Here is a 13,066-nt window from a genome sequence, read left to right as displayed (position 1 = left end):
TAGCGCCCGTCGGACGACGGAGGTACCTCCCTTGCGCACAGTATTTGTGCGCTAGCGCCCGTCGGACGACGGAGGTACCTTCCTTGCGCACAGTATTTGTGCGCTAGCGTCCGGAAACTTATACTTACTAGCGTAGTAGAAAAAAACCTACAGGGTATTTGACTGCTCTACGCAGTCAGATACCCTGTAGGCCTTACAAAGGGGCTACCCCTCTCTTCCCTTACACGGGCGGCTGCACCAACAACAACTTCCCTAGCTGGATCACCGTTTGATCGTACCAATCCGGATGCTCCTGAACATGCTGCCTGCTTCGCTCATTACCGTATGCCTCAAACACAGCCGCTTTGTCTGTCTTCTCGGAGTCAATTTCGAAACGAACCGTATGGCTCCCATTCGGAAGCTCTGGCAAGTAAACAAACTGATTACGATTATGATCGTTGTAGGATGTGAATCGGTCGACAAGGAATGGCTCCCCTCCATCCACCGTCACCTTCAATCGGCCAGAATCAGGCCCCCCGATATCGAACAACCCGATGTGCGTGCCTTCGAACTGCACCGTGACAGCCTCTCCAGGATCGACTGCCCGCCACAGGCCGGGGAACAACCAATCGTACTTGCGGGCCAGCTCAAAATCATCGGGCGTCACGTAAGACCATCCTGCCGATAAATGGGCATGGCCATCTAGCGGCTGCATTACTGCGTACTCCCACGGATTGGACGGAACCAAGGTGGCTCCAGGCAAGTTATGTTCAACAGTTCCCGAACTAACCCCAAGTTCACGAATTCGCTCAAAGGACCGAGTGATCGTATCGGTATAAATCTGGTGTCCTTCAGGAATTAGTGGATGGATCGAATCATGTGTAAAAACAACAGCCCCAGGAAAGGACTCTCCTGCCTTTGAAGTGAAAACGAGCTTGCCCTCCGTCACCAATTGACTGACTGCCACACCCAAATGAATCGAAGGAATACCATAGTAGTCAGCTACTTCATCTTGCATAATAGCACCCTTTTGGTATTCCCCGGACTGAAATCCTGCCACATCTCGCTCCTTGAGCGTATAAACGAACAGGATATCAGTAAACCGGCTCATCTTCCGGATCTGACGGACAATGCCTTCGATCCTCGCCTTCGACTCCGGCACTCCGCCATCGTTACCGACAAATTCAACAAACACCAGATCAGGCTGATGACGCAGGACGTCCGTCTCCAAACGGGCGCAGCCCAAATCCGATCCTGTACCGTCAATACCAGCATTTACAGAGCGGATATCTGCCTTGGGGTATTGCCCCCGAAGCCAATCCGCCGTCATCACCCTGTATCCCTGAGAACGGGTATTACTACCGCCAAAATAGACAATTGTCACCGTTTCCCCGTTTTCTAACTTCTGAATGACATTAGGCAACCCTCTTCGAGGGAATAATTCCTGCATCGCGACTTCACCTGACCTCACTTATCATTTTTAGGAGCAAATAATTTCACAGCAAATACTTCATGATAAGGCGAACCGTAAGTTGCGCAGAAATCAATTCGAATTCGGGTTACACGTTTCGCATCCACCTTATGTTTATTTAACGTGTGATAATTGCCACGGATACTGATTTCCTTCTCGGTTCCATCTTCTAAAGTCAAGGTCACATCATAATCTTGCATAAGGGGCTCGATCGGATCGTCGAAATGCTCCAAATCCAACTGTGAATTGAAAACGAGATGCATCTCATCGAGATTCTTAGGACTTGCAAAAGAGAGTTCCAACCACTCCTGTCCTTCCGTACGTTCGGAAATCCAACCGTTCGGCAAGCCATACGGTCTGGAGTAGCCGTTGACGACATTCTCTGGCGTATACATATTCTGTAGTGGCAGCATATCTTTGAAACAGATGCTCTTACCCCATTTCTTCAGCCTGGACGGCTCCTCGGGCCTGTAATGGAAGCTGACTGCTCCTGTAATTTTCTCTTCATTGCCGTATACAGCAAGGCTCTCTGTACCTTCCAATACGATGTATATTTTGTCGTCCTCTAGCTTGATGCGATCCAATTCCAGCGTAATCCAGTCGTCATGACCGGCTGCAACAGCCATGTTGTAGTCTTTTAACAGGCTGGTGGGAATATAGTTTTCCTTCCGATCCCCGCCAAACAACTTCACATGCAGCGTTTCCGACTGTGCGGATCTATTTTTAATTTTGACCCGTACACTTTCCGCCACGGAAGTCTGAATCGGCAAGACCAAACATACCGCTTGCTCCAAGGGGATCGCTTCAGTTGGATAAAGATTCTCATAGCTGCGCTGAGATGAGGCACTTACGCTTAATCCATCAGCGAAGTAAGGATCCAACTCTTCTTTAAGCCCTACAATCGTTTGCCCGTCCCGAAGCAGCAGCGACTGCAGCTCCCCCATATGCGCTTGGGCGATGTCAGCGGGGTCTATGTCATACTTCAAACATAACGAAGCGGCCGTTCCAACCGCCTGCCCCATACAACCGCAAGTAGCCATTACCCTTGTTGATCCGAAAGCAACATGGGTAGCACTTATATTGCGACCAGCGAACATGAGGTTCGGTATATTTTGCGAAAATAAACTGCGAAACGGAATATTGTACAAGCCAGGAACGAAATTCCATGCTGTAGCAGGCCCCTCATCGTAGATGCCCTTAGCCGCATGTAAATCCATATACCATCCCCCGACGGCTACAGCATCGTCAAAGTGCGGCTTATCTGTAAGATCATTTTGGGACAACATGTGATTCCCAATAAACCGCCTCGACTCCCGCTTGCCCGGAATTGGGCACACATAATCCAAGATGAGATTATCCACATCATCAAATTCACCGCTATTTTTGATATAATCCCAAATCCCATAAACCAATTTCCGCAGCTCCAGCGCGATGTCTTCATTGTTGGCGATAACATCCATATGCCCGCCGTATTCCAGCCACCACAATCCGCCAAGACCATTGATTTTTCTAGGGAAAGCACGATGGTTCAAGCCTTTTCTGATACTTTCAAAAAAAGGCAACTTCGTAATATCATACGCAAAGCCAGGTCTTTTATATGGAACGTGATACTCTACATCACGGGCTTGAAAAAGAATCGTATCTCCCATGGTGTAATGGTCCGCTACTTCAGGAGCCAAGGTTTCGTTGTACTCATGCTTCGCTTCTCTCCCCCATCGGAAGTGAGCACCTGCCTGAAATCCGACGACTCCATCCCCGGAGCAATCGATGTAAGTTCGGCTTTCAAACCGGAATTTCCTTTCGGAAGCCAATTGAAGGCCCTCCACCCATGTGATTCTGCCGTTCTCCATGCCCGTTTCATGCACACATGTATTCAGAAATAGAGAAATGTTAGGCTCAGCATAAACCATATCCAACAAGACCGTATCTGAAAGCGAAAGCATAAGCTTCTTGTTATATAAGGGATTATAGTGGAAAATCTTCAACTTAAGCTCTTCCACCAACCCGCCCTCACGCGCATAATAGGATGGACTTTTGCCGAGATAAGCCGACCCGTTAATATGAACCCTAACCTCGCTGCTGGCATTGCCTCCTAGCACCGGTCGATCATTAATAAGTGACACTTGCAGCCCTTGACGAGCAGCAGCAATAGCAGCACATATTCCAGCAATTCCTCCGCCTACGACGGTTACATCCGCTTTAATAAGCTCCATTGTGATAACCTCCATGATAAGATACATCTATCATGGTAGTCCTTTTGTACGCCGTTTATTTACATGATTTCAAGAAAAAATCATATTTTATTTAGATTCATACCTCGTCATTTTTATCCGATATTGCTTAGGTGTATCACCCGTATATTCTTTGAATAGTTTGCAAAAATACCCCTCGTTTACAATGCCTACTTCCTCGCAGAGTTCCAATATCGAATAGTCTTGAGCATTAAGCAGTTCGAGCGCCAATTGGATTTTTTTTCGATTGATGTAGCTAATCACGCCTTCATTCATGGTTTTCTTAAACAAGCTGCTGAAATACGAGGGCGCTAAGTTCACATCCTCAGCAATCGCCTCCAAAGTTAAACGCTGCTTCAGATTCTTCTCGATAAACCGCATGGCTCCCATAATCTCTGCCCGATGCAGGAGTTGACCAGCGTGTACATAGCCAAATGTGAAGTCGCAAATATAGGTTAGCTGCTCCCGAAATGTCATAAATTCGATGGGAAACTCGGCTACATCCGTGGTTGACGTGTTCCCCGATTTAAATTTCATAACCACATCTCTATACAAGTCTCGAAGCATGGGTGCCATGATCGACCTATGGATCTTATGATCCGTAACAAATTGGTTTAAAGCCGCAAATTCTTTCTCCAATTCTTCCTTCGAAACTTTTCTTTGCACCCATACTAGAAAACCAGCTAATTTCTGTTGAAATTCCTCTTTCCTATCATTCCGGTAATGGAACCGATGCGCGGGTGTTTTGACTACTTTCTCCCCATGATAATAGAAATCCTCACTCACATTGTGAGCTTCCGTGTAAGCTTGTTTGATCGATTCCCAACCCCGATGCGGACCGCCGAAAGCGACAGATACGCGTTGATTCAGATACTGCTGCAGATGGGTAACAATCTGACTCCCCAATGTCTGGCAAGCATATTCCGTATCCATATCGCTGCGATTATTTTCCCAGGATAGGAAGCCAATAAAACGGTTATCAGATAGATCCGTAGCTACACCACTTCCACAATTCATTACCGTTTCTTCGATGACATTCGTAATCGCATATTTCAAGATGTTTTGGTCAACCGCTGAATATTCATTTCGAAAATTTTCATACAGATTCATTTCAACAATAAAACAACAGTAGTTAGCTTGAAAGAATTGGGACTCCATGCGATTGGCGAAACTCGATGCCCGATGTGAAGGTATTTCACCTCTAATCAGTTCGTTAAAAAATTGCTTGCGGACTCTGTATTTATTTTCAAGAACGGATACGTTTAAAGATTGAAATTCCTCTTCTTTTTTCTTAACTTCATCCAAAATGCCAGCTGCCTTACCCAAAGCTCGATCCAAATCTGCTTCGTTCAAGGGAACCTTAACGATGTACTCCATGACGTTGGCATGGATAGCTCTCTGCGCATATTCGAAAGTCGAATAGGCGGTCAAAAGAATGAATTGCGTCTGAGGCAGCTCCAGCTTTAACTGCTCAATCATGGCAATTCCATCCATTCGCGGCATCACGATATCGGAGATAACGATGTCCGGTTTGAGCTTTAGAATCTCCTCGATCCCCTTCTGCCCATTATTCGCTTTTCCCACTAACTGAAATCGCCTTTCTCTATGGGAGAGTTCGCTAAAATATAATTCCAAGCGTTGAATGATTAGATCTTCATCGTCAACAATGAAGCAGGTGTAGTCTCTCACTGGCATACATCTCCTTTAAACGAACCTACCGGGAATACGGCGCGAACACAGGTCATCTCCTGAGGTGTGCTAATAATTTGGAGCCCAAACTGCTCTCCGTAGTGCAGTCTTATTCGACCATGAATATTGTTTAACCCGATTCTTTTCCTTTTTACATCGTGATCACTCGGGTCTGCGACTAGGATGTGCTGTATGCGATCAGCTGGAATTCCTTCGCCTTGATCAATGACTTCGATCCTGACGTTGCCGCCCTTCCTGTACGCATGGATCGTAATCGAGCCTTCGATGCCACCTCCGTTATAGCCATGGAAGATACTATTTTCTACAATGGGCTGCAGCAGCATGCGAAAAACCGGAAAATCCATTAATCCATCTTCGATATGCTCGATCAAGTGGAAATGCCTGTTGTAACGAATGTTCTGAATCGCAATATAATCAGATACATTGCGCAATTCCTGGCGTAGTGAAACCTTCTCCCAAGCGTCGGCGATTCCGTATTCCAATATGGCAATGAGAGACCCGATGACCACATCTACTTTCTCTATTTGTCCAAGACGTATAACATTGCTGATCGATCCAAGCGTATTATATAGAAAATGAGGGTTAATTTGCGATTGCAGCACTTGAATTTCTAGTTTTCGCTCCAGTTCATTATGAAGCTCTGCTCGCCGAATCAGTTCCACAATTTGCTGCAGCATGCGGTCAAATGCTAGGGATAGGTCACCGAATTCATCGTTTCGATTAATCGTAACTGCCGTGGTCAGATCGCCTTGCTCTACCCGCTTCATTTTTGTTTTGAGTGCATAGAGCGGATTCCTTATATATTTGGCGATAAAAAAGGAAATGAACAAACTCAGCAGCAAGCCTGCAACGAGAAGTCCGAGATAATAGTTTTCCAATCTGGACAACGCAGCTTCCAAGCGAGATTCATCGTTCATCGAGATGAGGAACCAATTAAATTTCTCCGTCGGTTTCTTCAGAATGGAGACCGGTAAGCCATCTTTGGTATGGAGTTGAAGGCTTGTTCCCGTCGTATCCAGAATTTGTTCTGCTGACATTTCCCCGATTGAGAACGTATGATCTTGAATACTTAAGGGTCCTCTATTTTCCGAAAATCCAGCAATGATTTTACCAGATGTGGTAATCAAAGCCAGATTCATTTGTTCTTTTTTATTAATCTTAAACAAAGTTTCTTCAATGGCATTTAGATCCAAATCCACGGCAATAGCCATTGGAGTCGGAGTGCCGTTCAGATATCGCACCATTGTAACTGTCCAGCCGGAATACTTCGATTTATAAGGATCACTGACATAGGTAGTTCGTCTGTTCTTGTCAGCTGCATCAAACAATGGTTTTCTATCCGATAAAGGTTCATCGAAAATTCGCGTAGTTGTACTTCCGCCTAGAATGGATAAATCACTGTTAATTAAATAAATGTTACTCACGTAATTACTGTTAAGCTCATATAACTCTCTTAATTGTTTTTTTATCACTTCCGTATTGGAAATGTTTGCTTTCACTGATGTTTCTACGGAGAACAAGATTGTTTGGAAAGAGGAGAAATTAACCGTTAAATACTGATCAACTTTGTCTAGTATTTGGTTGGTGTAATAAATGTCGTTGGTTCTGATTTCCTTTTGGACATAACGGTAAGACAATTGGCTTATCAAGAAGATGCAGCTTAATACAAACGCAAACACAATCATAAATAGTTTTATAGGCAAGCTGATTCTTCTTCGCATGGGTCATCTTCCTTCTAAATCTGATCTGTATTCAACTAGCATAGCATAGTCAACAAAGAGAGCGGCTATTTATCGCCACTCTCTTCGTTTATTTACTTAATTAGGCCAGCTTCTTTAAATTGTTTAACCGCTGTATCCTTATATTTTTGCATGTCGAACTTCGTATCCAATGTTTGGAGGAAAGTATCCCAGTTGGTAAGCGGGTCTTTGCCAGTCATAAATTTGACTAAGCTTTCATTAATGAAACGTGTGCGGTCAGCTGCCAAGCTATCATTCGGATCTGCCGTTAACAAGTTACCAGGCGAAGTAAGACCGACATATTGCTGATTGTTCGTGAAAGCTTCTGCCGTCTTCGGATTCTGGAAGCTAAAGTACTCGGCATCATCGCCACGACGCGGCATTCTATAATGATCAACCCATAAGTACTTTTCTTTCACTTCCTTGGATAACTCAGAGTTTTTATTTTTGATCTTGCCGTCTACGACATCCCAATGAATGCCTTTAACTCCGTATGCGAAATTCGGATACGCTTCTTTGTCCGTAAACATATATTCCAGCATAGATAGGATTCGAATGATTTTTTCCTTATCCGCTTTCTTGGAAATCGCCCATGAATTGCCTTGGAACGATTTTTTCTCCACAATTTGATCGCCGTATGGCCCCTTCATTGGGGGAATAACGATCCATTCTGGTATCTCTCCGCCGATTTCTTTCATTTTCTGCTGATAATCCGGCTCCAGTCTGCGGGCATCTCTGATCATGAAGCCAATCTTACCTTTAAATAACTTCTGGTCTAACAAATCGGGCGTAGTCATTGTCACCCAGTCTGGGTCAACAACTTTGGCTGTCATCATTTTATTGATGTAAGCGAGTGCTTCCTTCATTTTGGGATCGATAAATAGGAACACTGGTTTATTGTCTTTCACTTCAATGGCTGAGGGAGGATTGACGCCAAACATCCACATCAAGCTATCGAAGCCGTACGTTTGCAGATTGCCTTCTTTATTCATACCGCCGATGAATCCGTACGTATCATTTTTACCGTTTCCGTCAGGGTCTTTCTCCGTAAAGGCTTTCATCACTTCGAACAGCTCATCAGGGGTTGTTGGTACTTTCAAACCTAGCTTTTTTAACCAATCGTTTCGAATGAAAAAGCTTCGACTGATACCGTTTACATTATCATAACCGGGAACGCCAATCGTTTTTCCCTGATACGACATCGCCTCCCAGGAATCTTTACCGAAACGTTTCTTTAGTTCAGGAAATTGATCCAGGTAAGGTGTCAAATCTGCAAGAACGCCTTGATCATAATATTGTGCGAGATCTGACCGACTCTTCAAGAAGAGCAAATCTGGTATATCTCCACCTGCAATAAGCGTATTCAGTTTGGTTGTTGCCTGCCCAGCTTGCGGAATCATCATATCCAAGTCGATGTTTACCGCCTTTTCCAACATTTGGCGTTGAATATCTTCCTCACGTGGAGGGACCGGAGCGGCAGCATTGAAAGTACCTTGATTAAACATCGAGATTTTCATTTTGGTCGCAAACTTGTTAGCCTCGGATTGAGGACTGCTCGAAGCTGCAGGCTTCACTTCATCTTGGTTCCCACATGCTGACAATAGTGTTCCCAGCCCTACGATAGCAGCCATAACAGTCCATGTAATCTTTTTACGTTCCATATTGACCTCTCCTTTTGCTTGTATCTATATTATCACGGTGTCCCCGTAACAACCTAGGTAAGAATTGCCTTTTAACCTTTAATCGATCCCATAAGCACACCTTTGGTAAAATGCTTTTGCATAAATGGATACACGATTAAGATCGGAACCGTCGTCACGACGACAGCAGCCATTTGCACAGCGAACTTGCTAACTGTTCCGGAATTAGCCATCGATTCAGCGCTTTCTGATGCAATGTTAAGCAGAATGTTGCGCAGGACAACTTGAAGCGGCATTAAGTTGGAATCATTCAAGTAAACAATGGCGTCGAAATAACTGTTCCAATGTCCTACGGCATAAAATAAGGAAACAGTGGCAAGCACGGGCATAGAAAGGGGTAGAATAATTCGCCATAGCGCCTGAAGCTCACTTGCACCGTCTACCCTCGCCGATTCCTCGATTTCAGCAGGCAATTGCTCAAAAAAGCCTTTAATAATGACCAGATTAAATGCACTAATGAGATGCGGGATAATCAATACCCACGGACTGTTTAGCAATCCTAGAGAGCGGATTAACAAATAGGTCGGAATTAAGCCTCCGCTGAACATCATCGTAAACACAATGAAAATTAAGAATGTGCTGCGCCCTGGCAAATACTTTTTGGATAACGGATAAGCAGCTAGTACCGTAAAAAGCACATTAAGCGCCGTGCCTACGATCGTTCGAAACAAGGTAATTTTATACGCCTGCCCTATACCATGCGAAATGAATACTTCTTTATAGGCTAAGAACGTAAAGGACTCTGGTATTATCACAATCCCTTTTCTTACTACTTCCGCTTCCGGCGTCACTGAAACAGCAAGCACATATAGAAAGGGAAGTAAGCAAAGTAGGGCTAGTATAATGAGAATAAAATACACGATGGCTTGCCATACTTTTTCCCCGACTGTCATATTAATCATTTTGAAAACCACCTCACCAAATTTGCCCATCGAATTTTTTGGCAATCTTGTTCGCAGCCAAAACTAAAGCAAATCCGATGATAGCTTTAAACAATCCCACAGCCGTAGCCAAACCAATCTTCAGACGCTCCAACCCTTCACGGTATACCCATGTGTCGATAATGTCGATTTTCTCTTGGTTAAAACTGTTCGCAAACATGAATATCTGGTCAAAACCAGCGTCTAGAATATGACTTAATTTCAGGATCAGCATCAGAATAATGACGCCTCGAATGCCGGGTAATGTGACATGCCATAGCTGTCTCGACTTGGAAGCCCCATCAATGCGAGCTGCTTCATACAAGCTTGGATCAATGCCTGCTAATGCAGCAAGGTAAAGAATCGCTCCCCAGCCAATATCCTTCCATATTTCAGATAGGATGATCAGCAGTCTACCCCAGGCAGGTTCCGTTAGAAAGGAGATAGGCTGAATCCCATTTTCCTTAAAAATCATGTTAAACAGGCCATCACCTGGCGCTAATAACGCCACCATCAGTCCATATACAATGACCCATGACAGAAAATGGGGCAAATACGTGATCGTTTGCACGATTTTCTTAAACCATTGGGTATACACTTCATTAAGCAGCAAAGCAAGTACGATAGGAGCAGAGAAACCGAACAAGAGCTTATACAGCGATATGATAATTGTATTTCGCATAATGTCCCAGAAATAAACGCCATTGATAAAATCTTTGAAATTTTTTAATCCCACCCATGGGCTATCCCATAGACCCAAAGCTAGGTTATAGTTTTTAAAAGCAATAATGATTCCCGCCATCGGAATATATTTGAATACGGCAAAGTACACTAATGCCGGAAATAAGAGAGCATACATCACTTTATATCTGCTTATTGTTCTTATCCATGAATCCCGCTTTTTGGGGGTGGGAATGGCGTCCGTTGCCAGTTTTGCTTGCATGTCATCACCTCGTCTTTGTTTATATTTGTATATTAGCATCCGCCTATCGGATAAATTTCTGTGATTTCTAGAATTTCTTACAAGATATTAAGTAGTCACCATTAAATAATTCCATTACAATTGGCATGAAAAAACGTCTATACCGTCCTTCTTGGAAGTTAGCGTTTCTCATAAAATATAGCTAACTTATCTTCCCAGGCCGGGTAGCTTTTGAGGATTAACTGGATTTCCTACATCTATTTCCGGGAAAACCCTGGGTGCCTTTTGGCATACTTTACGGTTGTTGTTACTAAGGTAAATGCTATTGTGATATACTTCCAAGTGGTTTATGGGGATATGGGGGAAAACATGAAGAAATGGACGATTATGGCAGTAATATGGATACTTGTGATAAGCGTGTTGGGAATATCGGCAGCATCGGCTTCCGATGGGAAAGAGAGGTTGTCTCTGCCCCATAAAGGCGTTGTCGAGATTCTAGATTATGGTACCAAAGAGCAAGCGATCATTCCTTTGCAGGGGGAGTGGGAATTTTATTGGAAACAGCTGTTAGGGCCTGCAGATTTTGAACGTGATAACTTGAATCCTGCGTATATATCGGTACCTTCTTCGTGGCACGAGGACTCCTTAAATGGGAGTGAACTCTCTAGTCATGGTTTCGGCACCTATCGGCTGATTTTGAAATTGCCTGAGTCCGACCTGGGTAAAAACAAGTCCCTGTTTCTTCGCGCGATCGGGAGCGCCTACCGGTTGTGGATTGATGGTGAAGAGAAACCGGGACTTGGAACCGTGGGAACCCGGTTGGAGGACGAGCAGCCAAAGTCCCATATAAATTTAGTATTTTTCCAGCCAAAGCAGAGAGATGTCGAAATTATCGTTCAAGTGTCGAATTTTTCTTTCCGCGAAGGCGGCATGAACCGAGACATCGTATATGGCGATACGGATGCCTCTGCTCTACGATATCTTTGTTATCGGCGGTTTACTGATGATCGGCATTTACCACCTGATCATGTGCGGCATGAGAAAAAGGGATCAGCCTTCCTTGTTCGTCGGTCTCTTTGCACTTGCGGTTTCGATGAGAACATTATTCATCAACGGGTATTTGTCCAAGGAACTACTTCATTTCGAAAGTTGGGAATGGTTAACTTGGTTGGAATATGCGAGCGAAATTTTCGCCTTCATCACGCTTGTGTTTCTCATGAAAAGCTTATATCCCCGAGAGGTTCACAAGCTAATGCTGCAGCTTGCTGTGATCGTATCCGCCTGCCTGCTCCTGTTTATTTGCATAACCCCTACCCGCATCTATACGGAGTCGATGCTGTTACAGACTACATTGAAGGCTTTTTTCCTGCTCTACTTCATCATCTATGTCGGTATAAAGGCGTATTTGCGCAAGCGGGAAGGCGCTCTAATTCATCTGCTCACCTTGATCCTCATCGGCTGCGCTCTGGTGAATGATACATTATACTTCTTGCGAATGGTGGAAACGGTTGAGCTGTTCAGCTACAGTATTGTTCCGTTCATAATGGCTCAAGCGATCATTGTTTCACACCGGTATGTACGGCTTTCCCGAAGAAACGACGCGCTGGTGAAAGAGCTTGGTGCAGCGAATATGCAGCTTGAGGACAAGGTGACTGAGCGAACCCGAAGTCTGCATGAGGCGAATAAGCAGCGAACTAAGATGCTTGCGAATATTGCCCATGATCTAGGCACGCCTCTCGTTGGCATCCAGACCTACCTGCAGTTAATGGTGAAGGGAAAACTGTCTACTGACAACCAGAGCATGACAGGGCAATTACTAGACAAGACTGCTTATGTCAAAAGGCTTGTCGATGATTTATTCGAATTGTCCAAGCTGGAATCGCGGGACATGGTGTTTAAATGTGAGCGTATAGAGGTTCGTTCGTGGATCGAGGAGCTGTACGGCAAGTTCGAAGGGGACATGAATAGTGAGGGAATAAGCTTGAAGAAAGATATCTCGGGTACCGTCAGCGTAGCGAGGGCTATCTATGTGCGGATCGATAAATTCCGGATGTTTCAGGTACTCCGGAATTTGATGGATAACGCAGTTACATTCAGTAAGGGGATTAGCAACGTAATAGAGCTCAGAGGCTATATTCAGCCCGACGCGAGCGGACTCGGCTACGAGTTCGTTCTCGAAGTGGCGGATTTCGGCAAAGGATTATCGCATTCGGAGCAGACACAAGTGTTCAACCGGTTTTATACCAACCGAGAAAACAACCAATCGGGCAGCGGGTTAGGACTCGCAATTGTACAAGAAATCGTGGAGCAGCATCAGGGCAAGGTCGGAGTAAGAAGCGAACCAGGTGCGGGCAGCGTATTCTATATTCATTTGCCTGCCGCCACTGAATAAGC

General features: G+C 44.7%; 8 protein-coding genes. 1 reads left to right on the top strand and 7 read right to left on the bottom strand.

Annotated elements, in window-relative coordinates:
• Positions 1-220 precede the first annotated feature (220 nt).
• The 7 genes from HQN88_RS15585 to HQN88_RS15555 form a co-directional block, all read right to left on the bottom strand.
• Positions 221-1,429 carry an SGNH/GDSL hydrolase family protein gene (locus tag HQN88_RS15585; protein ID WP_173113579.1) on the bottom strand — a complete coding sequence of 403 codons (1,209 nt, stop codon included), beginning with the start codon at positions 1,427-1,429 and terminating at the stop codon, positions 221-223.
• A 17-nt stretch (positions 1,430-1,446) separates the two neighbouring features.
• Entirely contained in the window at positions 1,447-3,663 is a 2,217-nt protein-coding gene (locus HQN88_RS15580; RefSeq protein WP_173113576.1) for an FAD-dependent oxidoreductase, read from the bottom strand.
• An 87-nt stretch (positions 3,664-3,750) separates the two neighbouring features.
• The gene (locus HQN88_RS15575) at positions 3,751-5,376 is read right to left on the bottom strand and encodes a response regulator (protein ID WP_173113573.1); all 1,626 of its coding nucleotides are present in this window, start codon (positions 5,374-5,376) and stop codon (positions 3,751-3,753) included.
• Complete coding sequence (locus HQN88_RS15570) at positions 5,367-7,112, bottom strand: sensor histidine kinase (protein ID WP_173113570.1); 1,746 nt, start codon at positions 7,110-7,112, stop codon at positions 5,367-5,369. Before HQN88_RS15570 ends, HQN88_RS15575 begins: the two co-directional genes overlap by 10 nt.
• Positions 7,113-7,204: 92 nt before the next feature.
• On the bottom strand, positions 7,205-8,791 hold the full coding sequence (locus HQN88_RS15565) for an extracellular solute-binding protein (RefSeq protein ID WP_173113567.1): 1,587 nt from the start codon (positions 8,789-8,791) through the stop codon (positions 7,205-7,207).
• A gap of 71 nt (positions 8,792-8,862) precedes the next feature.
• Positions 8,863-9,732 carry a carbohydrate ABC transporter permease gene (locus tag HQN88_RS15560; RefSeq protein ID WP_173113564.1) on the bottom strand — a complete coding sequence of 290 codons (870 nt, stop codon included), beginning with the start codon at positions 9,730-9,732 and terminating at the stop codon, positions 8,863-8,865.
• A 13-nt stretch (positions 9,733-9,745) separates the two neighbouring features.
• Positions 9,746-10,693: an ABC transporter permease gene (locus tag HQN88_RS15555; protein ID WP_173113561.1), complete on the bottom strand. Its 948-nt coding sequence runs from the start codon at positions 10,691-10,693 to the stop codon at positions 9,746-9,748.
• A gap of 928 nt (positions 10,694-11,621) precedes the next feature.
• Here HQN88_RS15555 and HQN88_RS15550 point away from each other — a divergent pair.
• Entirely contained in the window at positions 11,622-13,064 is a 1,443-nt protein-coding gene (locus tag HQN88_RS15550; RefSeq protein ID WP_173113557.1) for an ATP-binding protein, read from the top strand.
• Positions 13,065-13,066: the final 2 nt, after the last annotated feature.

It is taken from the genome of Paenibacillus qinlingensis (assembly GCF_013204845.1).
GTDB classification, from domain to species: Bacteria; Bacillota; Bacilli; order Paenibacillales; family NBRC-103111; genus Paenibacillus_E; species Paenibacillus_E qinlingensis.
The sequence above is the reverse complement of the archived record's forward strand: the minus strand, read 5'-3'. Positions and strand labels throughout refer to the sequence as shown.

Bases quoted from the DNA above. Each gene is read 5' to 3' on its own strand.
- HQN88_RS15585 (WP_173113579.1), bottom strand. From the start codon at position 1,429: ATGCAGGAATTATTCCCTCGAAGAGGGTTGCCTAATGTCATTCAGAAG.
- HQN88_RS15580 (WP_173113576.1), bottom strand. From the start codon at position 3,663: ATGGAGCTTATTAAAGCGGATGTAACCGTCGTAGGCGGAGGAATTGCT.
- HQN88_RS15575 (WP_173113573.1), bottom strand. From the start codon at position 5,376: ATGCCAGTGAGAGACTACACCTGCTTCATTGTTGACGATGAAGATCTA.
- HQN88_RS15570 (WP_173113570.1), bottom strand. From the start codon at position 7,112: ATGCGAAGAAGAATCAGCTTGCCTATAAAACTATTTATGATTGTGTTT.
- HQN88_RS15565 (WP_173113567.1), bottom strand. From the start codon at position 8,791: ATGGAACGTAAAAAGATTACATGGACTGTTATGGCTGCTATCGTAGGG.
- HQN88_RS15560 (WP_173113564.1), bottom strand. From the start codon at position 9,732: ATGATTAATATGACAGTCGGGGAAAAAGTATGGCAAGCCATCGTGTAT.
- HQN88_RS15555 (WP_173113561.1), bottom strand. From the start codon at position 10,693: ATGCAAGCAAAACTGGCAACGGACGCCATTCCCACCCCCAAAAAGCGG.
- HQN88_RS15550 (WP_173113557.1), top strand. From the start codon at position 11,622: ATGGCGATACGGATGCCTCTGCTCTACGATATCTTTGTTATCGGCGGT.